Below are 26,255 nucleotides of genomic sequence, written 5' to 3' on the forward strand. Positions count from 1 at the left end.
CTCCCGACTCCCGACTCCCGATTCCCGATTCCCGATGTTTGTCCCCCGACGCGGCCCTGACATATCCTCGCCTTCTGTGACAGCGCAGCAGGGGGGACGAGGGTGATCCTGCGGGTCGGGTTCACCGGCGGCGGCAACATCAGCGACACGCACATCCGGGCCGTGGCCGAGGTGCCCGGGCTCGAGGCGGTGGCGGTGTGCGGATCCAACGCCGCCAAGGTCGGCGCGCTTGCCGAGCGGTACGCGCTGGCCGCGGCGCCCTCGCTGGCCGCGCTGCTCGATGCGCACGCGATCGACCTGGTCTGCATCGGCAGTCCGTCGGGCGTGCACGCCGACGAGATCGCGCTCGCCGCATCGCGCGGGTGTCACGTGCTCACCGAGAAGCCGCTCGACATCACCGTCGAGCGCGTCGACACTGCCATCGCGGCGGTCGAGCGTGCCGGCGTGAAGCTCGGTGTCTTCTACCAGGACCGGTGCACGCCGGCGTTCGTCGAGGCGCGCGACGCGATCGCGGCAGGCCGACTCGGGCGCGTGCTGCTGGTCGACGCCCGCGTCAAGTGGTACCGAGCACCGGAGTACTACCGGTCGGCGCCCTGGCGCGGCACCCCGTCGCTCGACGGCGGCGGCGCCCTCATCAACCAGGCCATCCACACCGTCGATCTGCTGCTGTTCCTGCTGGGCGACGTCGCCAGCGTGCAGGCGCGTGCCGCCACCGTGCTGCACGACATCCGCGTCGAGGACACGCTGGTGGCCTCGCTGGCCTTCGCCTCGGGCGCGATCGGCACGTTCCAGGCGACCACCGCGGCGTACCCGGGCTATCCTCGCCGCGTCGAGATCACCGGGACCGAGGGCACCCTGATCCTCGAGCACGACCGCATCGCCGGATGGGACCTCAAGAGCGGACACGTCGACGGCACGACGCTCACCAGTGCGACCAAGAGCGCGTCGACGGCGGTCGTCGCCGATGCGTCTCCCCACCGCCGCGTCGTCGAGGACTTCGTCGATGCCCTGGGGGCCGGTCGTCGGCCGGCGTGCGACGCCCGGGAGGGACGGCGCAGCGTGGCGCTGGTGGAGGCCCTGTACGAATCGGCACGCACCGGCACCAGCGTGTCCCTGCAACCGGAAGGCATGTGATGAACGAGATGAACGATCCCGGAGCCGGCCTGAGCCGGCGCTCGCTGCTCAAGGCGGTCGGCACCAGCGTCGGCACGATCGCGATGCTGCCGGTACTGTCGGACGAGGGCGTGCTCGCCTTCGAGGCGCTGCAGCGCACCAAGGCCGCGCCGAAGCTCAAGGCCCTCACGCCCGCGCAGTACGCCACGGTCGACGCCCTGACCGAGGCCATCATCCCCACCGACGCGCACTCGCCGGGCGCCCGCGCCGCGCGCGTCGCCGATTACATCGACCTGCTGCTGTCGGAGTCGGACGCCGCGCTGCAGGCCGCCTGGACCTCTGGCCTGGCGGCGCTCGACGCCGCCGCGGTGGCCGCGCACAAGGTGCCGTTCGTCAAGCTGCAGGCCGCGCAGGTCGAGGCGCTGCTCACCGCCATCAGCGCCAACGAGGCGCAGCCGACCACCCCCGTGGAGCAGTTCTTCAGGTCGGCCAAGGACGCCACCATCCGCGGCTACTACACCTCGGAGATCGGCATCCAGCAGGACCTGCAGTACAAGGGCAACCAGTACCTGCCGGAGTTCGTGGGTTGCCTCACCGAGGACGGCAAGGACTGTCCCCACTGCGGCCAGAAGGCCCAGGCGAAGGCCTGACCCATGCACATGCACGACCTCCAGCCCTCGGCCCCCGTCACGCCGGGCAAGGAGCCCTTCGACGCGATCGTCGTCGGCTCCGGCGCCGCCGGCGGCATGGCCGCCTTCCAGCTCGCGCAGGCGGGCATCAAGGTGCTCCTTCTCGAGGCCGGGCGCATGCTCGATCCGCAGAAGGAGTACAAGACGATGGAGTGGCCGTACAAGGACCTCCGTCGGCACCGCCTGCCGGTCGGCGAGTTCGCGCTGCAGGCCGCCGAGTACCGCACGCTCGACCGGCCGTACGGGCTCACGCCCGAGATGCAGAAGTACAAGAAGGTGATGGCCTACTCGGGCAATCACTTCACGAAGGACTGGATCGTCAACGAGAAGGAGCACCCGATCACCGGCACGCCGTACGCGTGGGTGCGGGCCCGCGTGCTCGGCGGCAAGACGAACCTGTGGGGCCGCGTGTCGCTGCGCTTCTCCGACCTCGACCTCAAGGCGAAGAGCCACGACGGCTTCGGCGAGGACTGGCCGATCTCGTACGCCGACATCTCGCCCTACTACGACACGGTCGACACGCTGCTCGGCATCACGGGTACCAAGGAAGGCATCCCGCACCTGCCCGATGGCCTGTTCCAGCGGCCGCTCAAGCTCAATTGCGGCGAGGTGCAGGTGCAGCGCGCCATCGCGAAGATGGGCCGCAAGCTGATCGCCGGTCGCGCCGGCGTGACCACCGACGGCGTGCTGAACAACAAGTATCGCGCCCGGTGCATGGGCCGGGGTCGCTGCGGTCGCGGCTGCGACCTGAACGCGGCGTTCCACTCGCCGGCGGCGCTGATCTTCCCGGCGCGCGACACGGGCAACCTCGTCGTGCGCACCGACTCGGTCGTGTCGGAGGTGCTCGTCGACGACCGCACCAACAAGGCGACCGGCGTGCGGGTGATCGACAAGAACACGAAGGAGGTCATGGACTTCCGCGGCCGGATCGTCATCCTGGCCGCCTCGTGCCTCGAGTCGACACGGCTGCTGCTGAACAGCAAGTCGGCGACCCGCGCCAACGGCACGGCCAACTCGTCGGGCGTCGTGGGCCACTACTTCTGCGAGCACGTGATGGGGCCGGGCGCGAGCGGGATCCTGCCGTCGCGCGTCGGCACCGCCCCGACCAACGACGATGGCCGGCCGCAGAGCACGTACATCGTCAGGTTCCGCAACGTCACCGACAAGCACCCCGACTTCATCCGGGGCTACGGCTTCCAGGGCGCGAGCGGCGCGGCGGAGTTCCCGGCCAACGCCGCCGAGACGCCGGGCTTCGGCGCCGCCTTCAAGAAGACGGTCCGCGCCAACTACCCGGCGCGCGTCAACTACGGCGGCTTCGGCGAGGTGCTGGCCCGCAAGGAGAACCGCGTCTTCCTCGATCCCGAGGTCAAGGACGCGTGGGGCATCCCGGTGCTGAAGTTCGACTACACCTTCAGCGACAACGAGAAGAAGATGGCGGCCGACATGGCCGACACGGCCGAGGAGATGCTTCGTGCCGCCGGGGCCACCGACATCGTCGTGCGGCGCAACATCCTCACCGAGGGCTGGTCGATCCACGAGATGGGCACGGCCCGCATGGGGACCGACCCGAAGACCTCGGTGACCAACTCGTTCGGCCAGACGCACGACATCAGGAACCTGTTCGTGGTCGACGGCAGCATCTTCGTGTCGGCGAGCTGCCAGAACCCGACGTGGATGATCATGGCGCTCTGCTGGCGCGCCATGGACTACGTGAAGGAACAGATGCGGACGGGGAACCTGTGAATTGCGGAATTGCAGAATTGCAGAATTTCAGTACCTCTCGACCTTCGTGCAATTCTGAAATTCTGCAATTCTGAAATTCTGCAATTCTGAAATTCTGAAGTCGTACAACCGGTGAGGAGATGCCTGTGAAGCGAATCGGGATGGGTCTGGTCGGGGCGGGGTTCATCGGACCCCACCACCTGGAGGCGGTGCGGCGGCTGGGGTTCGTGGACGTCGTGGCGATCGCCGACTTCAACGAGGAACTGGCGCGGTCCAAGGCCCAGGCGCTGGGCGTGCCCAAGTCGTACGGGAACTACCAGGACCTGCTGGCCGACCCCGACATCCAGGTGGTGCACAACGCGACGCCCAACTACATGCACCACCCGGTGAACATGGCGGCGATCGCGGCCGGCAAGCACATCGTGTCGGACAAGCCGCTGGCCATGACCTCGGCGCAGGCCCGGGAACTGCTCGACGCGGCCACCGCGAAGGGCGTGGTGCACGCGGTCACGTTCAACTACCGCGGCAACCCGCTGGTGCAGCAGGCGCGCACGATGATCGCCAAGGGCGAGATCGGCCTGCCGCGCTTCATCCACGGCGCCTACCTGCAGGACTGGCTGCTGTACGAGACCGACTACAGCTGGCGGCTCGAGCCCGACAAGGGCGGCGAGTCGTCGGCGATGGGCGACATCGGGTCGCACTGGTGCGACCTGGCGCAGCACGTCTCGGGCCTGCGGATCACGCACGTCCTGTCGGACCTGACCACCGTCATCCCGGTGCGCAAGAAGCCGGTCGGGGCGCGCATCGCCTTCGCGCAGGCCGGAGCCGACGACCAGTACGAGCCGGTGGACATCAAGGTCGAGGACCTGTGCTCGGTGCTGGTGCGCTTCGAGAACGGCGCCAAGGGCGCCTTCACGGTCGGACAGGTGCACGCCGGTCACAAGAACGACCTCTGGCTCGAGATCAGCGGCAGCCAGGCGTCGCTGCGGTGGCATCAGGAGCAGCAGAACGAGCTCTGGATCGGCAACCGCAGCAAGGGCAACGTGATCCTCCAGAAGGATCCGTCACTGATGGACCCCGACGTCGCTGGCCTGGCCAAGCTGCCGGGCGGCCACCAGGAGGCCTGGCCCGACGCGTTCCGCAACGTGCTCAAGGCCGTCTACGAGCACATCGCCGAAGGCAAGCCGATGTCGGAGCGGCCGGCCCATTTCGCCTCGTTCGAGGACGGCTGGCGCGCCAACGCGATCATCGACGCCGTGCTGGCCAGCCACCGCAACGGCAACGTCTGGACGGCGGTGGCGACGCTGTAGAGTCGGGAATCGGGAGTCGGGAATCGGGAGTCGGGAGTCGGGAGTCGGGAGTCGGGAGTCGGGGGCAGGTCCCCCGTTCACCTGTCAGCGCCCGGTCGTCCTCACGGATGGCCGGGCGTTGATCGTTTCGGGGATCGGGGATCAGAGATCGCGGATCGGGGATCGTCGAGTCCAGCTCACGCCCCTGCCACGTCCATGTTCTTGTTGTTTCCCTTCCGAACTTTCGGATCGATGCAGATTGGTCATACCTTTGCGGTCTGGCAGCGCCTCGCTTCAGAAAATCGGCCGCCGACGACGGGAGCGGGCGGCAGGACCTGCGCAGGCCGACTGGGTCGCTGTGTTGACAATTGACACGCCCGGTGGCGGGTGATAGCGTGCGCTGGCCAACAACCAGCACGTGTCATCCGGGATACTGGTATGACCACAGAGAAGCAACGCACCTCCAAGAAACCGTTCGAGGGCGTAGCCGCGGAACTCGTCGTCGCGCACGTCCGTGAGCTCATCGAGCGTGGAGCGCTGCGGCCGGGTGACCGGCTGCCGGCCGAGCGCGAACTGGCCCTCCGCGTCGGGGTGAGCCGCCCCAGCGTGCGCGCCGGGTTGCGCGCGCTCTCGGCCATGGGCGTGGTGCAGTCGCGCCACGGCGCGGGCACGTTCATCCGTGGCGGCCCGCCGACGCTCGGCAGCGAGCCCCTCAGCTTCCTGGCGGCGCTGCACGGGTTCACGCGCGACGAGATGTTCGAGGCGCGACGCGTGCTCGAAGTCGGCGTGGCGGGCCTGGCGGCCGAGCGCGCCACCGGCGATCAGCTGGCGTCGATCTCCGAGGAGATCACCGGCATGTACGCGTCGATGGACGACCCGCAGGCCTTCCTGGTGCACGACATCCGGTTCCACCGCGCGGTGGCCGCGGCCGCCGGCAACCCGATCCTCGCCTCGCTGGTGGAGATGGTGTCGGAGATCTTCTACGAGCATCGACGCCGCACGGCCGAGCAGGGGACCGACCTCAAGGAGGCGGCGGAACTGCACCGCGGCATCTATCAGGCCCTGCGCTCGCGCGATCCGGAGCGGGCGCGTCGGGCGATGGATGCGCACCTGTCGCGGGCCCGCGACCGGCAGGCGTCGGAGGCCGGCTTCGGCGACGAGGCCGCCGCCCCTCCGCCCGTGGTGGTCGCCGCCGCGGGCTAGGGCGCAGGTGGGGGACCTTCCTTGATTTCGCGGGGCCTGCCTGATAGGTTTTGCGGGCCCAACACCTGCTCGTCCGACGACCGGGCGCTTCACGCGCGCCGTCACCCACGGCGAGCCTGACGGAGCGACGGACTGCACATGTTCCAGGGATTCGATTTGAGTGGCCGTGTCGCCGTGGTGATCGGCGGCACGTCGGGCATCGGCCGCGCCATGGCGCGCGGCCTGGCGGAGGCCGGCGCGGACGTGGTGGCCACTGGCCGCCGGCAGGGGCTGGTGGACGAGGCCGCCGCCGAGATCGAGGGCATGGGCCGCCGCAGCGCCCGCATCGCCGTGGACGTCGCCGACCGCGCATCGCTGGTCGCCTTGCGCGACGGCGTGGCCACGCAACTCGGCCCGACCGACATCCTGATCAACTGCGCCGGACGGACCAAGCGCTCGCCGACGCTCGAGGTCGACGAGGCCGACTGGGCCGCCATCCTCGAGACCAACCTCACGGGCACGCTCCGCGCCTGCCAGGTGTTCGGTCCCTCGATGATCGAGCGCAAGTGGGGACGCATCATCAACATCGCCTCGCTGTCCTCGTTCGTCGCGCTGTACGAGGTGGCGGCCTACGCCGCGAGCAAGGCGGCGGTGGCCTCGCTCACCAAGTCGCTCGCCATCGAATGGGCGCCGCACGGCGTGACCGTGAACGCCGTCGCCCCGGGCGTGTTCCGTACCGACCTCAACGCGCAACTGCTCGACGGCACCGGTCGCGGCAAGGAGTTCCTGATGCGGACACCGATGAAGCGGTTCGGCAGCATCCCCGAGCTCGCCGGCGCGGCCGTGTACCTGGCGTCGCCGGCCGCCTCCTTCGTCACCGGCGAGGTGCTCGTCGTCGACGGCGGCTTCCTCGCCAGCGGCGTGAACCAGTAGCGTCGGACCGGAGACTTGCATGGCCCAGGCTGACGCCGCCCTGTCCCACGGTGCCGCTCCCCCCACCACGGCAGGCGCGGCCACGCGCGTCCGGTGGGTGATCTGCGCGCTGCTGTTCTTCGCCGCGACGATCAACTACATCGACCGCAACGTCCTGGCGGTCCTCAAGGCGCCCCTCACCCAGGAATTCGGCTGGACCAACACCGAGTTCGGGTACATCAACTTCTTCTTCCAGGTCGCCTACATGGTCGGCATGCTGGCCTCGGGCTGGATGATCGACCGCATCGGCACCCGTCGCGGGCTGGCCATCGCCATCTGCCTGTGGAGCGTCGCAGCGATGCTGCACGCCGAGGCGCCCGAAATCGGCAGCGCCGTGCAGGGCGCCTTCGGGGCGCTGGGGCTGACCATGTCGGCCTCGGTGGCCGGCTTCGCGCTGTGCCGCGTGCTGCTCGGCATCGGCGAAGCGGCGATCTTCCCCGGCTCGGTGCGCAGCATCGCCGAGTGGTTCCCGCAGAAGGAGCGGGCGCTGGCGACGGGGCTCTTCAATGCCGGCACGAACATCGGTGCGCTGCTCACGCCGATCGTCGTGCCGATCATCCTGTTCCGCTACGGCTGGTACTGGGCCTTCTTCGGCACGGGCGCGGTGGGCTTCGTGTGGCTGGGCGTGTGGCTCTGGCAGTACAAGTCGCCGCGCCAGCACCCGCACGTCAACGCGGCCGAACTGGCGCTGATCGAGAGCGACCCACCCGACAGCGCCGCCTACAAGGTGCCCGGCCTCCTGCTGGCCGGGATCGTCGCCGCGGTATGCTTCGTGAGCGGCACGGTGGCGGCCACGTTCTTCAGCGCCAGGCTCGTCGCCGTCTCGTTCTTCGTCGGCGGCCTCGTCGTCGCGATCATCCTCAACCCGCGCCGGCAGGTGTGGGCCTACGCGGTCGCCAAGTTCATGACCGACCCGGTGTGGTGGCTCTACCTCACCTGGCTGCCCGACTTCCTGCTGAAGGTGCACAAGGTCGACATCAAGGGCGCGATGCTGCCGTTGGCGACGATCTACCTGATCGCCGACTTCGGCAGTGTCGCCGGCGGCTACGTGAGCTCGAAGTTGATCCAGAAGGGCTACACGGTCAACGCCGCGCGCAAGCTCACGATGCTGATCTTCGCCATCAGCGTCACCCCGATCGTCTTCGCGGCCCAGGCCGACTCGCTCTGGACCTCGGTGCTGCTGGTGAGCGTGGCCGCCGCCGGTCACCAGGCGTGGAGCGCCAACGTCTACACGCTGGTGAGCGACATGTTCCCGCGGCGCGCCGTCGGTAGCGTCATCGGCTTCGGCGGCATGATGGGTGCCTGCGGCGGCGCGATCATGCAGATTGCCGTCGGCGTGTGGCTCGATGCCTCGGGCAACAACTACGTGCCGATCTTCGTCGCGGCCGGCACCCTGTACCTCCTGGCACTCGGCGTGGTCCACCTGCTGGTGCCGAAGATGACGCCGGCGACGCTGGAACTGCCGGCCCCCGGAAAGGAAGGCGTGGCATGAGTCGGACCGACGTGGTCCGCGCGATCGAGCAGAGCGGCGTGGTGGCCGTCATCCGCCTCAAGGATGCCGGCAAGCTGCGCAACGTGGTCGATGCCCTGATCGAGGGCGGCGTCACGGCCATGGAAGTGACCATGACCGTGCCGGGTGCCGTCGGCCTGATCGAGCAGTTGGCGAAGGACCTGCCCGCCGGCTTCCAGCTCGGCGCCGGCACGGTGCTCGATCCCGAGACGGCCCGCCAGGTGATCCTCGCCGGCGCGACGTATCTCGTCTCGCCCGTGCTCAGCCTGCCGACCATCGAGCTGGCGCATCGCTACGACGTCGCGGTGATGCCCGGCTGCTTCACGCCCACCGAGATCCTCACCGCCTGGCAGGCCGGCGCCGACGTCGTCAAGGTCTTCCCGGCGACGACGCTCGGGCCCGGCTACATCAAGGACGTCAAGGCGCCGCTGCCGCAGGTGAAGCTGATGCCGACCGGCGGCGTCACGCTCACCAACGCCGGCGACTGGATCAGGGCCGGCGCCTGCGCGGTCGGCGTCGGCAGCAACCTGGTGGACGCCAAGGCGCTCGCCGCCAACGACTTCGCGCAGATCGCCGAGAACGCCCGCACCGTGGTCGAGAGCGTGGCGGCTGCAAGGAAGGTGTAGGCGTCGAGCTTCGGCGCGACGCTGACCGTCGACCTGAAGGTCGACGGCTACGCGAAATCAGCGGGCCGACGGCCGACTGCCGAAGGCCGCCCCCGAGACCATGATCAAGACTGTCTGCTTCGGCGAAATCATGCTCCGCCTCAGCCCCCCGGGGTTCGAGCGCTTCCTCCAGACCCAGCAGTTCGTCGCCACCTTCGGCGGCGGCGAGGCCAACGTCGCCGTCAGCCTGGCGGCGTTCGGGTGCGAGAGCCACTACGTCACGCGCCTGCCGTCGCATGCGATCGGCGAGGCCGCCGTGAAGGCGCTGCGCGCCGAGGGCGTGCGCACCGAGCACATCCTGCGCGGCGGCGATCGCATCGGCGTCTACTACGCCGAGAGCTCGGCGAGCCAGCGTGCCTCGCAGGTCATCTACGACCGCGCCCGCTCGGCCATCGCCGAACTGAAGCCCGGCACGGTGAACTGGGGCCCGATCCTCGAGGGCGCGAAGTGGTTCCACTGCACCGGCATCACCCCGGCGCTCGGTGACGACGCCGCGGCGTGCACGAAGGAGGCGCTGCAGGCGGCCAAGGCGGCGGGCGCCACCGTGAGCATGGACCTCAACTTCCGCAAGAAGCTGTGGTCCGAGAAGAAGGCGCAGTCGGTGATGCGCCCGCTCATGGAGTGGGTGGACGTCGTCATCGCCAACGAGGAGGACATCCAGTCCGTGCTGGGGTTCGACGTGCACGGCACCGACGTCACGACCGGCGAGCTGAACCTCGAGGCGTACAAGGCGACGGCCGCGGAGGTTGCCGAGACGTTCGACTGCCAGCTGATCGCCATCACGCTGCGCGAGAGCCACTCGGCCAGCGACAACGGCTGGAGTGCCTGCATCTACGAGAAGGCGACCGGTGACTTCCAGCGCAGCCAGCACTACGAGGTGCGGCTCGTGGACCGCATCGGCGGCGGCGACAGCTTTGCCGGCGGGCTGATCTACGGCCTGGTCTCGGGCAAGTCGCCGATCGACGCGCTGCGGTTCGCCGTCGCCGCGAGCGCGCTCAAGCAGACCATCCCCGGCGACTTCAACCGCGTCACCGTCGACGAGGTCGAGCGCCTCGTGAAGGGCGACGGCAGCGGACGAGTGCAGCGGTAGGACGGGCGACCTCAGTCGGTCGACCTGAAGGTCGACCGCTACGAACAGCTGTAGGCGTCGACCTTCAGGTCGACGCGCCACGACCATGAAGATCGTCGACGCTCGCGTCATCGTCACCTGCCCGGGGCGCAACTTCGTCACGCTGAAGATCGTGACCGAGGACGGCGTCCACGGGCTCGGCGATGCCACCCTCAACGGCCGTGAGCTCGCGGTGGCGAGCTACCTGACCGACCACGTCGCGCCACTGCTGATCGGCCGCGATGCGCGGCGCATCGAGGACATCTGGCAGTTCCTGTACAAGGGCGCCTACTGGCGGCGCGGCCCGGTCACCATGAGCGCGATTGCGGCCGTCGACACGGCGCTCTGGGACATCAAGGGCAAGGTGGCGAACCTGCCCGTGTACCAGCTGCTCGGTGGCGCCTCTCGCGAGGCGGTGCGGGTGTACTGCCACGCCAACGGCACCGACGTCGACCAGGCCGTCAAGGCCGTCGCGCATCACCTGGACCTCGGCTACACCGCCATCCGCGTGCAGTCTGGCATTCCCGGCCTGCACAGCACGTACGGGGTCGCCAAGGGCGATCGTCCGTACGAGCCGGCGGAGAAGGGCGGGGTGTCGGAGCACCGCTGGAGCACCGAGGCCTACCTGACGTTCATCCCGCGCCTGTTCGAGCGGATCCGCGCCGAGTTCGGCGACGAGATCGACCTGTTGCACGACGTGCACCACCGGCTGACCCCGATCGAGGCGGCCCGTGCCGGGCGGTCCCTCGAGCCGTATCACCTGTTCTGGATGGAGGATCCGACGCCTGCCGAGCAGCAGGACGCCTTCCGGCTGATCCGGCAGCACACCGTGACGCCGATCGCGGTGGGCGAGGTGTTCAACGCGATCTTCGACTGCCAGCAGCTGATTCAGGAGCAACTGATCGACTACGTGCGGACGACGGTGGTGCACGCGGGCGGGATCTCGCACCTGCGCAAGATCGCGGCGCTCGCCGAGTTGTACCAGGTGCGCACCGGCAGCCACGGCGCGACCGACCTGAGCCCGGTGTGCATGGCGGCGGCGCTGCACTTCGACCTCAGCGTGCACAACTTCGGCATCCAGGAGCACATGCCGCACAACGCCGAGACCGACGTCGTCTTCCCGCACGAGTACTCGTACCGCGACGGCTTCATGCACCCCGGCGACGCCCCCGGCCTGGGCGTGGACATCGACGAGGCGCTGGCCGCGCAGTACCCGTACGATCCGGCGTACCTGCCGGTGAACCGGAAGCTTGACGGCACCATGCATAGTTGGTGAGCGCGGTCGGGCCGCGCTCACCAGCTGAATGCTGCGATGCCGGGAATGCTGCGATGCCGGAAGGTCGAAGGCTGAAGAACCAAGGCCCAAGGCCCCGGCCCCAAGGCCCAGCGTGTACAATCCGCCCATTCAAGGAGACCTCGTCCCATGTCCGACGTCACCCGTCGTGAACTCCTCGGCGCCGCCGCGCTGACCGCCGCAGGCGCGGCGCTGCCGGCCGTGGCCGGCGCGCAAGCGGCCAAGCCCGGCTCCGGCCGCCTGAAGCAGTCGGTCTGCCGCTGGTGCTACAACAAGATTCCGCTGCCGGAGTTCTTCAAGGCGTGCGCCGAGATGGGGCTGCCCGCCGTCGACCTCCTCACCGAGGAGGAGTGGACCATCGCCAAGCGCGACTTCGGCCTGGTGTGTTCGACGGGCTTCCCGGCGGTGCGGTCCATCCCGGACGGCATCAACAACACGAAGTTCCACGACGGCATCGTCGCCTCGCTCACCGAGATGATCCCGAAGGCAGCCAAGGCCGGCGTCCCCAACGTGATCACGTTCTTCGGCAATCGCCGCGGGCAGGATCTCGAGGAGGCCAAGGCCAACAGCGTCGCCTGCCTCAATCGGATCAAGCCGGTGGCCGAGGCCGAGGGCGTGACCGTGGTGGTCGAACTGCTCAACAGCAAGGTCAACCACAAGGACTACATCGGCGATCACACCGCGTACGGCGTGGACATCTGCAAGCGGGTCGGGTCGCCGCGCATCAAGCTGCTCTACGACATCTACCACATGCAGATCATGGAGGGGGACATCCTCCGGACCATGGGCGAGAACTGGGAGTACATCGCGCACCTGCACACGGGCGGCGTGCCCGGGCGCAACGAACTGGACGACACCCAGGAACTGCAGTGGAAGACGATTGCCAAGTGGGTGGTCGACAAGGGCTACCAGGGATACTTCGCCCACGAGTTCATCCCGACGCGCGACCCGCTCACGTCATTGCGCGAGGCGGTCCAGCTCTGCAACGTGTAGGGTAGGAATGGGGAGGCCGCCTGGGCGGCCTCCCCATCGCCTCGACGTGGTTCGAGCTGCCGACCGTCTCCGGGAACATCACTGACCGTCGACCAAGGTCGACGGCGACGAACCGAACCTCAGCCCATGGAACCCCGCCTCTCCCTTCTCGTCAGCGCGGCCCTCGTCGCCGCCACCGCGCCCCTGATGGCCCAGACGCCGACGCCGCCGGTCGCGGCGCAGAAGCCGCACACCGTCGCCTCGCCCAACGGCGACCGTGTCGATCCGTACTACTGGCTGCGCGACGACACCCGCAAGTCGCCCGAGTTGCTGAAGCACCTGGAGGCCGAGAACGCCTACACCGAGGCCGTCATGGCCCCGGTGAAGGCGCTTCGCGCGCAGCTGTTCGAGGAACTGAAGGGGCGCTACAAGCAGGACGACGAGCAGCCGGCCTGGCGGATGCGCGGCTTCCTGTATTCCAGCCGATTCGTGGCCGGCAAGGACTACGCGGTCAACGTCCGTCGGCCGGTCGCCGGGGGCGCCGAGCAGGTGCTGGTGGACCAGAACGCGCTCGCCGAGGGGCACCAGTACTTCTCGCTCGGCCAGTGGGACGTGTCGCTCGACAACGCGCGGCTCGCCTATTCGACCGACACGGTGGGGCGGCGCCAGTACGTCATCCAGTTCAAGGACATCGCGACCGGGGCGCTGCTGCCGGAGAAGATCACCGGCACCTCGGGCAACGTCGCGTGGGCGGCCGACAACAAGACCGTCTTCTACGTCGAGATCGACCCGAAGACGCTGCTCTCCAAGCGCGTCAAGCGGCACGTCGTGGGCACCGACCCGTCCACCGACGTCCTGGTGTACGAGGAGCCCGACGACAGCTTCTACATGGGCGTCAGCCGCACCAAGGACGACCGGTTCCTCTGCATCGGCGTCAGCAGCACGGTGTCGAGCGAGGCGCGTTGCATCCCGGCCGACCAGCCGACGGCCGCCTTCCGCGTGCTCGTGCCTCGCGAGCGCGACTTCGAGTACGACGCCGATCACGTCGGCACGCACTGGATCATCCGCACCAACTACAAGGCGAAGAACTTCCGCGTCGTCGAGGCCACCGACGCTGCCATCGGCCAGCGCGACCAGTGGAAGGACCTCGTGCCACATCGCGACGACGTGTTCGTGTCGGGCGTCGAGCCCTTCGACCGCTACGTGGTGGTGGGGGAGCGGCGCGACGGCCTGCAGCGGCTGCGCATCCTCGACGCGGCGGGGGCGTCCCGTGACGTCGCGTCAGACGAGCCCGCCTACGTGATGGGCCTCGGCGTCAACCGCGAGGCCAACACCACGGTCCTGCGCTACTCGTACACGTCGCTGACCACGCCGAGCACGATCTACGACCTCGACATGACGACCGGCGCGCGCACGCTCGTCAAGGAGACCCCCGTCCTCGGCGGTTTCGACAAGGCGCGCTACGCCACCGAGCGCATCTGGGTGCCGGCCCGCGACGGCGTCAAGGTGCCGGTGTCGATCGTGTACCGCAAGGAGACGCCGCGCGACGGCTCCGCGCCGCTGTACCTGTACGCGTACGGCTCGTACGGCATCTCGTCGGATCCCGCGTTCCGCACCGACTGGCTGAGCCTGCTCGACCGCGGCTTCGTGATGGCCATCGCGCACATCCGTGGCGGCCAGGAACTCGGCCGGCACTGGTACGAGGACGGCAAGCTGCTCAAGAAGAAGAACACCTTCACCGACTTCGTGGACGTGACCGAGGCGCTCGTGGCCCGAAAGTACGCCGCGGCCGACAAGGTCTTCGCGATGGGCGGCAGCGCCGGCGGCCTGCTGATGGGCGCGGTGGCCAACCTCGCGCCCGAGCGCTATCGCGGCATCGTGTCGCACGTGCCCTTCGTCGACGTCGTGACGACGATGCTGGACGAGTCGATTCCGCTCACCACCAACGAGTTCGACGAGTGGGGCAACCCGAAGAAGAAGGAGTTCTACGACTACATGCTGTCGTACTCGCCCTACGATCAGCTGCAGAAGAAGGCCTATCCCGCGATGCTCGTGACGACCGGCCTGTGGGACTCGCAGGTGCAGTACTGGGAGCCGGCCAAGTACGTGGCGAAGCTGCGCACGCTCGACACGTCGTCGTCGCCGGTGCTGTTCCGGGTCAACATGGAAGCCGGGCACGGCGGCCGGTCCGGTCGCTTCACGCGCCTCGAGCAGGTGGCGCTCGAGTACGCCTTCATCCTCCAGCAACTGGGAAAGAGGTAGGGCGCGGTGTCCCACCGCGCCGCTGTCGTCTCACGGCGGCCCTACCTGACGATCACGACTACCATAGGGCGCATGAGCGTCCGCATCCTGGCCGTCGCAGCCGCCGTCCTGGCGCTGGCCCCCGTCACCGCCCTCGCGCAACCGCCCGAGGGCGAGGACGTCAACCGGAAGACGTCGTACCAGTACACCCCGACGAGGGAGAACCTCGAGGCGCGCCAGTGGTTCGAGAACGCGCGGTTCGGGCTGTTCATCCACTGGGGCGTCTACAGCGTGCTCGGCGACGGCGAGTGGGTGATGAACAACCAGCGCATCCCCGCGAAGACCTACGAGAAGCTGCCGGCCTTCTTCAACCCGATCCGCTACGACGCCGCCGAATGGGTGCGCATCGCCAGGGCGGCGGGCATGAAGTACATCACCATCACCAGCAAGCACCACGACGGCTTCGCGATGTTCGACTCGAAGGTGTCCGACTACGACATCGTCGAGCGCACGCCCTACGGCAAGGACGTGATCCGGATGCTCGTGGACGAGGCGCGCAAGGAAGGCATCAAGGTCTTCTTCTACCACTCGCAACTCGACTGGCATCACCCCGACTACTTCCCGCGCGGCCGCACCGGACGCGACAGCGAGCGTCCCGAGAAGGGCGACTTCGACGCCTACCTGCGGTACATGGACACGCAGCTCACCGAGCTGCTCACGCAGTACGGCCCCATCGGCGGCATCTGGTTCGACGGGCAGTGGGACAAGGCCGGCGAGGACTGGAAGCTGGCGCGCACCTACCAGCTGATTCACAGGCTCCAGCCGGCCGCGCTCGTCGGCAGCAATCACCACCAGCTGCCGTTCCCGGGCGAGGATTTCCAGATGTTCGAGAAGGACCTGCCTGGCGCCAACACGGCCGGGTTCAACACCACCGCCATCGGGGCGCTGCCCAAGGAGACCTGCGAGACCATCAACGGCGCGTGGGGCTTCAACCTGCAGGATCGGCGGCACAAGAGCACGAAGGAACTGGTGCAGTACCTGGTGCGCGCGTCGGGCGCGGGCGCGAACTTCCTCCTCAACGTCGGCCCCATGCCCGATGGCCGGATCCAGCCGGAGCACGTCGAGCGGCTCGAGCAGATCGGCGCCTGGCTGAAGACCTACGGCGCGTCGATCTACGGCACTCGTCAGGGTCCGGTGGCGCCGCGATCGTGGGGCGTGACGACGAAGAAGGGAAGCACCGTGTACGTCCACGTGCTCGAGTGGCAGGACGAGGCGCTCGCCATCCCGTCGCTCGGCGGCACCCCGAAACGTGCCGCGTACCTCAAGGGCGGCGCGCCGGCGCGCTTTGCCGTCCAGCCCGATGGAACGGTGCTGCTCACGCTCGACCCGTCGGCGCGCGACGAGTACGACACGGTGATTGCGTTCGAGATGTAGGGAAGGTAGGGCGCGGTGTCCACCGCGCCGCTATCGACTCACGGCGGCGTGGGACACGCCGCCCTACCGGGCCCTGTGGCCCTATTTCAGCTTCGGGTCGAAGCCGCGGACCTTGCGGGCGAGGGCGGCGATCTCGCCAGGGCTGAACTGCGTCTTGAAGGGCATCATGGCCGTGCCCTGCACGCCGTTGGTGATCGTGTTGATCACGTCCTTCACGCTCGAACCGTGCCGCCACTCGCCGTCGGCGAAGTTCATGTTCACGATGGGCGAGTTGCCGTCGAGCGTGTGGCAGACGGCGCACTTGGTCTTGTAGATGTCCTCGGCCGACGCCACTTCCTCCGGCGTCGGGACCGGGCCATCGGCGCCCTTGGCCTTGCTCGCGGTCTTCTTCTTGGCGGCCTGCGCCAGCGCGATCGTCGACCCTGTGCCAGCCGCCATCACGAGCGCCAGACAGGCGGCGCCCACCATCCGTGCATTCACCATCGTTCGTGCGTCCTCGAAGTGCGCGGCCGGGTGGCCTGCAGTCACACAGTGTAGGACAGCGCCTACCCGCGACGGTAGGCCCAGCTTGCCATCGGCGCCCGCGCCGGAGTGGGCGGGCTGGGCCGCTGTGCCCTTCGCCTTCGGTCAGGGCAAGACCGGGCCGGTCTTCGGCAGGGCCTGTTGAGGACCAACGGGCCCCTGCCTTCCGGGTTCCTGCTTCGTTCGACGCTCAGGAGCCGTTGCTGGTCGCAGCCCAGCCGGCCGCGTACTTCTGCATCTGCTCGGCCGTCGGGTTGGCGTCGAGCACGAGGATGCGGTACCTGAAGGTGGCCGGCTTGCCTTCGCTGATGGAGAAGTTCAGCGTGTCCTTGTTGTTGCTGAGCGCGGCCTGGCCGAGCGGATTGGCCGCGAACAGGCCGTACCCGCGGGCGTGCCAGTACGTGGGGTACCCCGGGTTGCCGGGGCTGTCGATGATGGCGACGGTCACGTCCTTGCCGTCGACCTGGCCACTGAGTTTGGTCCACGTGCCGCGGGTGCCCCACACGTCCTTGCCGACCTTGCCCTCGCTGGAGAGGTACTTGCCGGTGGAGCCGGCGGCGGTGTTGCCCTTCTCGTCCGGATCCTCGAGGGCCCTGATGACGCGCAGGCCGAGCGTGCCTTCCTTGTTGTCGGTCAGCTTCACCGTGCCGGTGCCCCTGGCCGCCGCCAGCGTCGTCACGCGGTCGATCATCCGCACGCCGCCGGCGGCCGCGCGGAAGGTGAACGTCGTCGTCTCGTGCAGGCGCGTCTTGCCGTCGCCCGACACCCAGTCGGCCTTCACCTGCAGGGTGGCGTGGTCGCCCTTGCTCTCGGCCTTGACCACCTCGCGGTGCTTGACCGACCCCATCTTCGGCTTCTGATCCGGCTTGATCGCGTCGGAGTTGTTCCAGAAGTCGAAGCCGTCGACGTCGCCGTAGTTGAACCACAAGCCGACGTGGTGCGGGTGATCCGTTCGTTCGCCCGGAAGCGTCGGGAAGCCGCGGGTGATCACCGTGCCCGCCGCGGTGCTGATCGGGTACAGCACCGGCTTCTCCAGCGTGTCGGGCCACATGTAGGTGGTGAACGGCTTGCCGTCCACGGTGACCTCCACCTTCTTCTCCGCCGGCAGACTCCTGATGGCCACCTTCGGCGCCTGTGCGCTCACGGCGATGCCTCCCAACGCGAGGGCGCCGACGAGGGCCATCGTGGCGGTCCGTTGCGTGCGTGTGGACCCGGTGCCCGGAACCCGTTGCCCGGTGCCCGTCGTGTACCTAGCGTCGCGCTGCACTGCTGACTCCTTGTCCACCGACGACGACCTCCTGCGTGGCGTCGTCGAACGTGATCCGCTGGCCCGTCTGGATGGCGGCGATCGTCATGCACAGCGCCACCGAGTGGCTGTAGCCGGCCTCGACGCTGGCGTTGGGCGTCTTGCGGCTGCGCACGCACTCCATCCAGTTCTTCATGTTGGCCGACGTCGCGTCGTCGGCGCCGGTGTCGGCACCGGTCTGCATGGCGGCGGCCTCGGCGATCGACATCGAGGGCAGGAGGTTGGCCTTCATGCCCATGGCCTTGGCGTGGTTCTCCTTCAGGCCACCGGTGTCGGTCACGGTGTTCTTGTCCAGATCGAGCATGCCGCCGTTGGAGTAGTAGTACTCCTTCACGTCGCCAGCGGCGTTGGTCATGCGCGAGCTGTAGATCACCTGGAAGCCCTTGGTCGTGTCGTCGAGCGGGCCGTAGTCGTACACGCCGGTGAACGTGTCCCAGTTGCGGCGCCCGTCGCGCCACAGGTAGATGCCGCCGTTGGCGACGACGCTGCGCGGCCGCGGGTAGCCGGTGAACCAGTGGACGGTGTCGATCTGGTGCACGAGCCACTGATCGGGAATGCCTGAGGAGTACGGCCAGAACAGCCGGAACTCGAGGTACTTGCGCGGGTCGAAGGCTTCCTTGGGGCGATTGAGCTGCCAGCGCGTCCAGTCGGTGTCCTCCTGGCGCAGCTTGTCGACCAGGCCGGGGCGCCGCCAGCGTCCGGGCTGGTTGACGTTCCAGGTCATCTCGACGGCGACGATGTCGCCGAACTTGCCGGACTTGAGGTACTCGTAGGCCTGCTGGTAGTTCTTCGCGCTGCGGCGCTGCGTGCCGATCTGGACGATCTTGCCGGTGTCCTTGACCGCCTTGCGGAGGGCGCGCGCGTCCTCCATGGTGTTGGCCATCGGCTTCTCGACGTAGGCGTCGCGGCCGGCGCGAACTGCCTCGACCCCGTGCTGCGCGTGCTGGAAGTCGGCGGTGGCGACGATCACGGCGTCGACGTCCTTGCGGGCGTAGAGCTCGTCGTTGTTCCGACACACGATCGGTGAAGACTGTCCGAGCTTCTGGAGCGCGGCGCTGCCGGCCTCCCGGCGCAGGCTCCAGAGGTCGGAGACGGCGACGAGCTCGAAGTTCATGCCGGCGGCGTGCTGCTGGAAGGCGGGGATCAGGCTGCCGCGGCAGCGGTCGGAGAAGCCGACGATGCCGACGCGGACGCGGTCGTTGGCGCCGAGGATGCGGGCGTAGCTGCGGGCGGGCAGGGTGGCGGCGACGGCAGTGGCGCCGGCGGCGTGCAGGAATTGTCGTCGGTCGGGCATCGGACCTCCGTGGGGCCGCGGGCGGGCCCGGTTGTGACGCGTGGCCGCACGGGGTGTGACCGGGAGCACTGGTCGAACCACTCGGCCCTGTCGGGGGTGTGCGTTTGCACCGGGAGAAGTACTACAGAGAGGGTATACGGCGCAACTTGGCGCCAAATTGGTTAGTCCACTTCTGGGTCAATGTGGGACCACTGGTGCGCTACTCGCCTTGACCGCGCAGAGTGGCTGTGTTAAACCCTTTGAGGTTTTCCTCGCTCCATGCCCCTGCATGCAGGCAGTTTGAAGGCGTCAGGCGCCCCCCGGGGCGGCCCCCGATTCGGCCGCAACGGGGACGGTGTCTGCCGGAGGTGCGTCATGGAGTGGCGAGACAACTAGACGGTGATCAGGGAGGTCGTCGCTTGCCCGGTCGGGCGGTGGCGATTGCGAGTTCTGCGACGCGCGGTGGATGCCCGGCGCGCGAGGCAGTTACGGCCGTCCCCGGCACGGCGCCGCTGGGGCGCAGGGACGGCAGGTGCAGTGCCAGGCGGGCAGGTCGGGGCGCAGGCTCCGGCAACACACACGAAGGAAGGAACGCACTTATGGGGAAGGTCCACGTGGGGAGGAGCCTGCAACGCCTGTTGGCGGTTGCCGTGCTGCTGCTCGCCGGTACGCCCGCGTTCGCGCAGTTCGAACGCTCGGCCATCTCCGGCACCGTTCGTGACCAACAGGGCGGAGTGATGCCCGGCGTCACGGTGACGGCCACCAACATCGCCAGTGGCGTCGTCGACACCGCGGTGTCCGACGAATCCGGCTTCTACACGTTCTCGACGCTGCTGCCGGGGCAGTACAACATCAGCGCGGAACTGCAGGGCTTCAAGAAGGCGAGCCGCACGGGCGTGCAGGCCGACGCGGCCGGTCGCCAGACCCTCGACTTCACGCTCGAGACCGGCGAACTGTCCGAAGAGGTCACCGTGGTCGCGGAAGCGGCCCGGCTGCAGACCGACGTGGCCCTCCGCAAGACGGTCGAGGCCAAGGACATCGAGCAGCTCTCCTTCAACGGTCGCAACCCGATCGGCGTGGCGGGCCTGAAGGCCGGCGTGAGCGGCGGCTCCTTCAACAACTACGGCTTCTCCAGCCTCTCCAACGGCGGCTTCAACATCAACGGCAGCCGCTCGGACGAGAACAACATCACGGTGGACGGCGCGACGGCCATCCGCACCCGCTCGGCGGGCGCGATCGTCGGCGTGCAGAACGTCGACGCGCTGCAGGAAGTGCAGGTGCTGACCGGCAACTACATGCCGGAGTACGGGCGCGCCAGCGGCGGCCAGATCCGCTTCGTGACCAAGAGCGGCAGCAACCGCTTCAGCGGCAACGCCTCGTTCTTCTACCGCGACGAGTCGCTGCAGGCCAACACCTGGGCCCGCAACCGCTCGACCAACCCGGTCGAGAACAGCGGCCCGGCGCCGTTCGACTTCAAGCAGTACGGCTACTCGGTGGGCGGCCCGATCCTGAAGAACCGCCTGTTCTTCTTCGGCGCGCAGGAGTGGGTGAACTTCTTCCAGGTGGCGACCAACACCGCGACGGTGCCGACGCTCAAGATGCGCCAGGGCGACTTCAGCGAGCTGCTCGATCCGAACAACGGCTTCCGCGCCGCAATCGCGATCATCGACCCGCTGACGGGCCAGCCGTTCCCGGGCAACATCATCCCGGCCAACCGCCTCTCGGCCAACGGGCTGGCGATCCTCAACACCTACCCGCAGCCGACGCCCGGCTTCCGCCAGGGCTCGGCCAACCTGATCCAGAACAGCGAGAACCCGCAGGATCAGCGCAAGGACAACATCCGCCTCGACTTCCGTCCGAACGCCGGCAACCAGTTCGCCTACCGCTTCTCGCGCTCCAACTGGGTGGCGGTCGACGCGTTCCGCGGCTCGTTCCCGTTTGCGCGCACCGACTGGGAGCGCCCGAACTTCACGCAGACCGCGAGCTGGACCTCGAGCATCAAGAGCAACTGGGTGAACGAGTTCAGCTACACGTTCTCGCGTGACGACGTGTTCATCAACGTGTTCACCGAGACGGGCCTCTACAAGCGCAGCAACTCGGGCATCAACTACCCGTACATCTTCCAGGAGAAGGAGATCGTCGACAAGATTCCGACGGTGTCGATCAGCAACTTCTCGGAGATCGACGGTGGTCCGTACCCGGCGTTCTCGTCGGGCCCGATCCACACGTGGCAGGACGTGAGCACGTACGTGCGCGGCCGTCACACGTTCAAGGCCGGCGTGCAGTTCGAGTACTCGGGCCAGGACGACTTCGACCAGATCAACGTCAGCGCCATCCCCGGCTCGACCAACAACCAGAACGGCCGCTTCGAGTTCCTCGACGGGCGCGCTGGCGGCACCGGCGTGGGCGTGGCCAACGTGGCGATGGGCCTGTTCTCGAACTACGCCGAGCTCGGCCAGCGCAACCTGACCAAGTGGCGTGCGCTCGCGGTCGACGCCTTCGTGCAGGACTCGTGGCGCCCGACGGCCAAGCTGACGGTCGAAGGCGGGTTCCGCTACGTGTACTGGCCGCCCTGGTACTCGACGACCAACAACATCGCGACGTTCGCCGAGAGCGCCTACAACCCGGCGTTCGCGCCGACGGTCAACCCGGCCAATGGCACGCTCTCGGGCGGCGTCCGCTACAACGGCATGATCCTGCCCGGCGAGGGCTTCCTCGGTGAGGGCCAGCAGTCGGTCATCGCCAACGACCCGGCGGTGCTCCGCCTGTTCCAGGGCTACGACCGCGGCTTCTCCGAGACGCACAAGAACGTCTTCGAGCCGCGCTTCGGCGCCACCTACCAGTGGAACGACAAGACGGTCATGCGCGCCAGCCTCGGCATGTTCCACAACCGCGTGACGCTGAACGACTCGACGCTGCTCGGCGGCAACGTGCCGTTCCAGCCGCAGGCCACCGTGGCCAACGGCATCGCCGACAATCCGGGCGGCGTGGGCGTGAGCGCCAGCAACCTGCCGATTGGCGCCACCGCGCAGGACCTCGTGTTCAAGCACCCGACCTCGTACATCTGGTCGGCGGGCGTGCAGCGCGAGATTCCGTTCGGGTTCATCCTCGACGTGACCTACGTCGGGCGTCGCGGCCTGTACCTGCAGCGCGAGCGCAACATCAACCAGCTGCCGCTCGGCACGCTGTACCAGAACCCGGGCGTCAACATCGCCGCGCTCCGTCCCTACAAGGGGTACGGCGTCATCCGCCTGTCGGAGAACGCGGGCCGCTCGATCTACAACTCGCTGCAGATCTCGGCCGACCGCCGCTACACGAACGGCCTGAAGGTGGGCTTCGCGTACACGCTGTCCAAGTCGGAGGACAACGGCTCGGACAAGCGCAACGTGCTGTGGAACACCTACGACGACACGATCTTCTGGGGGCCGTCGAGCTTCGACCGCCGGCAGATCCTGAACTTCTACTACATCTACGACCTGCCGATCTTCCGTGACCAGACCACGCTGATGGGCAACCTGCTCGGTGGCTGGCAGATCTCGGGCGCGACCTTCATGCGCTCGGGCACGCCGTTCACGGTCGGCCAGAGCGCCCAGGACATCGCCGGCGTCGGCGACGCGGGCTTCGGCCAGCCGTGGAGCCAGACCGGACCGTCGAGCACGAACTTCCAGCTCTACACCGGTCCCGGCACCGAGGCGCTCGACACCAGCGTCTTCGTCCGCCCGGCCAACGGCACGTTCGGCAACTCGCCGCGCAACGCCTACTACAACCCGGGCGAGATGCAGTGGGACATCGCCCTGTTCAAGAACTTCAACATGGGCGGCAACCGCAAGCTGCAGCTCCGTGCGGAGTGCTTCAACTTCCTGAACCACCCGAACCTGGGCGGCATCGACGCCAACCCGCTCAGCGGCACGTTCGGCCGCATCACGTCGAAGGACGGCAACCGTCGCGACGTGCAGCTCGGCGTGCGGGTGCTCTTCTAAGTTGACCTCCGGCCGCCACGGCGGCCTCAGTCAACACGCTCACTCGAAGGCGTCCGTGGGACGCCCTCGAGAGTTCTAGACGGCTGACGCAGGCAGGCTGCAGCCAGCAGCCTGCAGGCTATCGAGGGCGGGGCGACACATGTCGCTCCGCCCTTTTGCTTTCCTTCGCCGCAGCTTGGCGATACACTCCGCCTCATCGTGTTTCCTCATCGTCTTCCTTCATGGCGGCGGGGCGGGTTACCCAAGGCAGGAGTGGTGCTGTCGGCCCTCCTGTCAGCAGGTGCCGCCGCGCTGATGGCGCAGCCTGCGCCGAAATCCACTCCCCCCGCCTCGTACACCGAGACCATCCCGAACAGCAGCGTGACCTTCGAGATGGTGGCGGTGCCCGGCGGCACGTTCCTCATGGGCAGTCCCGCCTCCGAAGCCGGCCGCGATGCCGACGAGGGACCGCAGGTGGAGGTCACCCTCAAGCCGTTCTGGATCGGCAAGACGGAAGTGACCTGGGACGAGTACGACCAGTTCGCGTTCGTCGGCAACACCGGTGCGCGCACCGGTGATGGCGGCGCGGGCGATGCGGTCGATGCGGTCACCAAGCCGTCGCGCGCCTACGGCGACGAGGCCAAGGGCTACGGCAAGGGCAAGATGCCCGCTCTGGCGATGACGCAGCACGCGGCGATGGAGTACTGCCGCTGGCTCTCGAAGGTGACGGGCAAGGCGTACCGGCTGCCGACCGAAGCCGAGTGGGAGTATGCGGCCCGCGCCGGCGACACGGGTGCGAAGCCCGCGAACCTCGAGGAGCAGGCCTGGCACTCGGGCAACGCCAAGGAAACGCCGCACAAGGTCGGCACCAAGGCGCCCAATGCGTTCGGCCTGCACGACATGCTCGGCAACGTCGCCGAGTGGGTGCTCGACATGTACGCGGAGAACCGCTACGCCGAGTGGGGCGCCAAGGCGACGCAGCCGGTGGCGATCCCGACCGACAAGCGGTACCCGCACCCCACCCGCGGCGGCTCGTTCATCGAGGGCGCCGACAAGCTCCGCTACGCCAACCGCCAGCCGTCGCACGAGGACTGGAGCCAGCGCGATCCGCAGGTCCCCCAGAGCATCTACTGGCACACCGACGCCGACCACGTCGGCTTCCGCGTGGTGCGCGCGCTCGAGGAGCAGCCGAACCTGAAGGGGATCAAGAGCCAGGTGATCAAGGAGAGCGGGGACCGTTGACGGTTGACGTTTGACGTCTAACGTTCAACGCCGAACGCAGAAGTAATGTGGGCCCGCGTCGTAGCCGTCGACCTTCAGGTCGACGGTCGGTGATGCCCGCACGGTGAGCGTCGAGCTGAAGCTCGACGCCTACAGAGGCCGCAGATGGCCAACGAGGTATCGAGATGTCAGAGCAAACCGGTTCGACCCGACGCGATTTCCTGAAGACGACGACGGCTGCGGCCGTGGGCAGCGGCCTGGCGTCTGGCTGGGGCGTGATCCCCGGGGCGCACGCGCAAGGCAGCGACGAGATCCGCATCGGCCTGATCGGCGCCGGCGGGCGCGGGTCGGGCGCGGTGGCCGACGTGTTCAAGGGGCACGAGACCGGCGTGCGCCTGGTGGCCGTGGCCGACATGTTCGGGGATCGCAGCGAGCAGGCGCTCAAGCGCCTGTCGCAGCAATACGGCGCGCGCGCGGCGGTGAAGCCGGAGCACGTGTTCACGGGCTTCGACGGCTACCAGAAGGTGGTCGCGCACCCGGAGGTGAACTACGTGATCCTGGCCTCGCCTCCGGGATTCCGCCCGAGCCATCTGGAGGCGGCGCTTGCCGCCGGCAAGCATGTCTTCTGCGAGAAGCCGGTGGCGGTGGACACGCCCGGCATCAAGAAGGTGATGGCGCTGTCGGCACAGGCCAACGCCAAGAAGCTCTCGGTGGTCACGGGGCTCCAGCGGCACCATCAACAGGGTTACATCGAGACGATGAAGCGCGTCCACGGCGGCGCGATCGGCGACATCGTGGCGATGCGGGCCTACTGGAACCAGGGCTTCCTGTGGAAGCGTGACCGGCAGCCGGCCTGGTCCGACATGGAATGGCAGGTCCGCAACTGGCTGTACTTCACCTGGCTCTCCGGTGACCACATCGTCGAGCAGCACATCCACAACCTCGACGTCATCAACTGGGCCAAGCAGGGGCACCCGGTGAAGGCGATGGCGATGGGCGGCCGCCAGGTCCGCACCGACAAGGCGTACGGCCACATCTTCGACCACTTCGCGGTCGACTACGAGTACCCCGACGGGTCACACATGCTCAGCATGTGCCGTCAGATCGACAACTGCGCCAACAGCGTCTCCGAGGCCCTGGTCGGCACCAAGGGCACGGCGCAGTGCGACAAGTACGAGATCGCCGGCGCCACCACCTGGAAGGGCGACAAGGATCCGATCAGCCCGTACGTGCAGGAGCACATCGACCTGATCAAGGCCATCCGCGGTGGTGTCCACGTCAACGAGCTGCCCTACACCGTCGATTCGACGATGACCGCGATCATGGGCCGGATGTCGGCCTACAGCGGCAAGGCCATCACCTGGGACGAGGCGATGGCCTCGACCGAGTCGCTGATGCCGGCGACGCTGCAACTGGGCCCGATCGCCACGCCGCCGGTGCCGATGCCGGGGCAGGCGACCAACTGACGCCGGCAATTTGAGATTGGAAATTTGAAATTCGTGGGTCGGTGGCCTCCTGAGACGGGAGGCCACTCGACCGCGAAGAGGTCGAGTCGATTGAGCATTTCGAATTTCGAATTTCGAATTGCAGCGGCCGCGCCGCGCCGTAGGGCGGCGCGTGCGCTGCTGTTCGTGGCGCTCAGCGGCGTGGCCGTGCCGGCCTGTCAGTACGAGGGCGGCACCGACGCGGCCGCCGTGCCGACGACGGCCAGTGCCGCGCGGCCCTCGCCGACGGTCCCGCCGGTGCAGGCCACCCCACCTGCGGCCTGATCCTCCCGCCATCC

At 68.2% G+C, this 26,255-nt stretch carries 20 protein-coding genes; 17 read left to right on the top strand and 3 right to left on the bottom strand.

What is annotated here, in order from left to right:
• Positions 1-102 precede the first annotated feature (102 nt).
• The 13 genes from TBR22_RS09815 to TBR22_RS09875 all read left to right on the top strand — a co-directional run bounded on the left by TBR22_RS09815 (position 103) and on the right by TBR22_RS09875 (position 16,191).
• The gene (locus tag TBR22_RS09815; protein WP_239492796.1) at positions 103-1,134 is read left to right on the top strand and encodes a Gfo/Idh/MocA family protein; all 1,032 of its coding nucleotides are present in this window, start codon (positions 103-105) and stop codon (positions 1,132-1,134) included.
• Positions 1,134-1,763, top strand: a complete 630-nt coding sequence (locus TBR22_RS09820) for a gluconate 2-dehydrogenase subunit 3 family protein (protein WP_239492797.1) — start codon at positions 1,134-1,136, stop codon at positions 1,761-1,763. Before TBR22_RS09815 ends, TBR22_RS09820 begins: the two co-directional genes overlap by 1 nt.
• Positions 1,764-1,766: 3 nt before the next feature.
• Positions 1,767-3,545 carry a GMC oxidoreductase gene (locus tag TBR22_RS09825; protein WP_239492798.1) on the top strand — a complete coding sequence of 593 codons (1,779 nt, stop codon included), beginning with the start codon at positions 1,767-1,769 and terminating at the stop codon, positions 3,543-3,545.
• A 125-nt stretch (positions 3,546-3,670) separates the two neighbouring features.
• On the top strand, positions 3,671-4,834 hold the full coding sequence (locus tag TBR22_RS09830; protein WP_239492799.1) for a Gfo/Idh/MocA family protein: 1,164 nt from the start codon (positions 3,671-3,673) through the stop codon (positions 4,832-4,834).
• A 417-nt stretch (positions 4,835-5,251) separates the two neighbouring features.
• Positions 5,252-6,016, top strand: coding sequence for a FadR/GntR family transcriptional regulator (locus tag TBR22_RS09835; RefSeq protein WP_239492800.1), 765 nt, complete (start codon positions 5,252-5,254; stop codon positions 6,014-6,016).
• Between the two features lie 138 nt (positions 6,017-6,154).
• Positions 6,155-6,928: an SDR family NAD(P)-dependent oxidoreductase gene (locus tag TBR22_RS09840; protein WP_239492801.1), complete on the top strand. Its 774-nt coding sequence runs from the start codon at positions 6,155-6,157 to the stop codon at positions 6,926-6,928.
• A gap of 19 nt (positions 6,929-6,947) precedes the next feature.
• On the top strand, positions 6,948-8,459 hold the full coding sequence (locus tag TBR22_RS09845) for an MFS transporter (protein ID WP_239492802.1): 1,512 nt from the start codon (positions 6,948-6,950) through the stop codon (positions 8,457-8,459).
• Complete coding sequence (locus TBR22_RS09850; protein WP_239492803.1) at positions 8,456-9,103, top strand: bifunctional 4-hydroxy-2-oxoglutarate aldolase/2-dehydro-3-deoxy-phosphogluconate aldolase; 648 nt, start codon at positions 8,456-8,458, stop codon at positions 9,101-9,103. Before TBR22_RS09845 ends, TBR22_RS09850 begins: the two co-directional genes overlap by 4 nt.
• A gap of 100 nt (positions 9,104-9,203) precedes the next feature.
• On the top strand, positions 9,204-10,232 hold the full coding sequence (locus tag TBR22_RS09855; protein ID WP_239492804.1) for a sugar kinase: 1,029 nt from the start codon (positions 9,204-9,206) through the stop codon (positions 10,230-10,232).
• 85 nt (positions 10,233-10,317) lie between these two features.
• A complete protein-coding gene (gene manD, locus TBR22_RS09860; RefSeq protein WP_239492805.1) occupies positions 10,318-11,526 on the top strand; it encodes a D-mannonate dehydratase ManD in 1,209 nt (402 codons plus the stop codon).
• A 147-nt stretch (positions 11,527-11,673) separates the two neighbouring features.
• Positions 11,674-12,537: a hydroxypyruvate isomerase family protein gene (locus TBR22_RS09865; RefSeq protein WP_239492806.1), complete on the top strand. Its 864-nt coding sequence runs from the start codon at positions 11,674-11,676 to the stop codon at positions 12,535-12,537.
• A 126-nt stretch (positions 12,538-12,663) separates the two neighbouring features.
• Positions 12,664-14,778 carry a S9 family peptidase gene (locus TBR22_RS09870; protein WP_239492807.1) on the top strand — a complete coding sequence of 705 codons (2,115 nt, stop codon included), beginning with the start codon at positions 12,664-12,666 and terminating at the stop codon, positions 14,776-14,778.
• A 72-nt stretch (positions 14,779-14,850) separates the two neighbouring features.
• A complete protein-coding gene (locus TBR22_RS09875; RefSeq protein WP_239492808.1) occupies positions 14,851-16,191 on the top strand; it encodes an alpha-L-fucosidase in 1,341 nt (446 codons plus the stop codon).
• A gap of 81 nt (positions 16,192-16,272) precedes the next feature.
• On the opposite strand, the gene TBR22_RS09880 is transcribed toward TBR22_RS09875, so the two are convergent.
• From TBR22_RS09880 to TBR22_RS09890, 3 genes are all read right to left on the bottom strand, one after another.
• Positions 16,273-16,674 carry a cytochrome c gene (locus TBR22_RS09880; protein ID WP_239492809.1) on the bottom strand — a complete coding sequence of 134 codons (402 nt, stop codon included), beginning with the start codon at positions 16,672-16,674 and terminating at the stop codon, positions 16,273-16,275.
• A 229-nt stretch (positions 16,675-16,903) separates the two neighbouring features.
• The gene (locus tag TBR22_RS09885) at positions 16,904-17,980 is read right to left on the bottom strand and encodes a PmoA family protein (RefSeq protein WP_239492810.1); all 1,077 of its coding nucleotides are present in this window, start codon (positions 17,978-17,980) and stop codon (positions 16,904-16,906) included.
• Positions 17,964-19,313 carry a Gfo/Idh/MocA family protein gene (locus TBR22_RS09890; RefSeq protein ID WP_239492811.1) on the bottom strand — a complete coding sequence of 450 codons (1,350 nt, stop codon included), beginning with the start codon at positions 19,311-19,313 and terminating at the stop codon, positions 17,964-17,966. Before TBR22_RS09890 ends, TBR22_RS09885 begins: the two co-directional genes overlap by 17 nt.
• 578 nt (positions 19,314-19,891) lie before the next feature.
• Between TBR22_RS09890 and TBR22_RS09895 the strand changes: the two genes are divergently transcribed.
• The 4 genes from TBR22_RS09895 (at position 19,892) to TBR22_RS09910 (ending at position 26,241) form a co-directional block, all read left to right on the top strand.
• Positions 19,892-23,272, top strand: a complete 3,381-nt coding sequence (locus TBR22_RS09895) for a carboxypeptidase regulatory-like domain-containing protein (RefSeq protein ID WP_239492812.1) — start codon at positions 19,892-19,894, stop codon at positions 23,270-23,272.
• A gap of 255 nt (positions 23,273-23,527) precedes the next feature.
• Positions 23,528-24,493 carry an SUMF1/EgtB/PvdO family nonheme iron enzyme gene (locus tag TBR22_RS09900; RefSeq protein ID WP_239492813.1) on the top strand — a complete coding sequence of 322 codons (966 nt, stop codon included), beginning with the start codon at positions 23,528-23,530 and terminating at the stop codon, positions 24,491-24,493.
• A 164-nt stretch (positions 24,494-24,657) separates the two neighbouring features.
• Entirely contained in the window at positions 24,658-25,938 is a 1,281-nt protein-coding gene (locus tag TBR22_RS09905) for a Gfo/Idh/MocA family protein (RefSeq protein WP_239492814.1), read from the top strand.
• 165 nt (positions 25,939-26,103) lie between these two features.
• The gene (locus TBR22_RS09910) at positions 26,104-26,241 is read left to right on the top strand and encodes a hypothetical protein (RefSeq protein ID WP_239492815.1); all 138 of its coding nucleotides are present in this window, start codon (positions 26,104-26,106) and stop codon (positions 26,239-26,241) included.
• Positions 26,242-26,255 lie beyond the last annotated feature (14 nt).

Origin of the sequence: Luteitalea sp. TBR-22 (assembly GCF_016865485.1) — a bacterium.
Classification (GTDB): Bacteria; Acidobacteriota; Vicinamibacteria; order Vicinamibacterales; family Vicinamibacteraceae; genus Luteitalea.

What these genes read in the sequence shown, in the direction of transcription:
- TBR22_RS09820 (WP_239492797.1), top strand. Translation starts at nt 1,134, where the DNA reads ATGAACGAGATGAACGATCCCGGAGCCGGCCTGAGCCGGCGCTCGCTG.
- TBR22_RS09825 (WP_239492798.1), top strand. Translation starts at nt 1,767, where the DNA reads ATGCACATGCACGACCTCCAGCCCTCGGCCCCCGTCACGCCGGGCAAG.
- TBR22_RS09835 (WP_239492800.1), top strand. Translation starts at nt 5,252, where the DNA reads ATGACCACAGAGAAGCAACGCACCTCCAAGAAACCGTTCGAGGGCGTA.
- TBR22_RS09840 (WP_239492801.1), top strand. Translation starts at nt 6,155, where the DNA reads ATGTTCCAGGGATTCGATTTGAGTGGCCGTGTCGCCGTGGTGATCGGC.
- TBR22_RS09845 (WP_239492802.1), top strand. Translation starts at nt 6,948, where the DNA reads ATGGCCCAGGCTGACGCCGCCCTGTCCCACGGTGCCGCTCCCCCCACC.
- TBR22_RS09850 (WP_239492803.1), top strand. Translation starts at nt 8,456, where the DNA reads ATGAGTCGGACCGACGTGGTCCGCGCGATCGAGCAGAGCGGCGTGGTG.
- TBR22_RS09855 (WP_239492804.1), top strand. Translation starts at nt 9,204, where the DNA reads ATGATCAAGACTGTCTGCTTCGGCGAAATCATGCTCCGCCTCAGCCCC.
- manD (WP_239492805.1), top strand. Translation starts at nt 10,318, where the DNA reads ATGAAGATCGTCGACGCTCGCGTCATCGTCACCTGCCCGGGGCGCAAC.
- TBR22_RS09865 (WP_239492806.1), top strand. Translation starts at nt 11,674, where the DNA reads ATGTCCGACGTCACCCGTCGTGAACTCCTCGGCGCCGCCGCGCTGACC.
- TBR22_RS09870 (WP_239492807.1), top strand. Translation starts at nt 12,664, where the DNA reads ATGGAACCCCGCCTCTCCCTTCTCGTCAGCGCGGCCCTCGTCGCCGCC.
- TBR22_RS09875 (WP_239492808.1), top strand. Translation starts at nt 14,851, where the DNA reads ATGAGCGTCCGCATCCTGGCCGTCGCAGCCGCCGTCCTGGCGCTGGCC.
- TBR22_RS09880 (WP_239492809.1), bottom strand. Translation starts at nt 16,674, where the DNA reads ATGGTGAATGCACGGATGGTGGGCGCCGCCTGTCTGGCGCTCGTGATG.
- TBR22_RS09890 (WP_239492811.1), bottom strand. Translation starts at nt 19,313, where the DNA reads ATGCCCGACCGACGACAATTCCTGCACGCCGCCGGCGCCACTGCCGTC.
- TBR22_RS09895 (WP_239492812.1), top strand. Translation starts at nt 19,892, where the DNA reads ATGGGGAAGGTCCACGTGGGGAGGAGCCTGCAACGCCTGTTGGCGGTT.
- TBR22_RS09905 (WP_239492814.1), top strand. Translation starts at nt 24,658, where the DNA reads ATGTCAGAGCAAACCGGTTCGACCCGACGCGATTTCCTGAAGACGACG.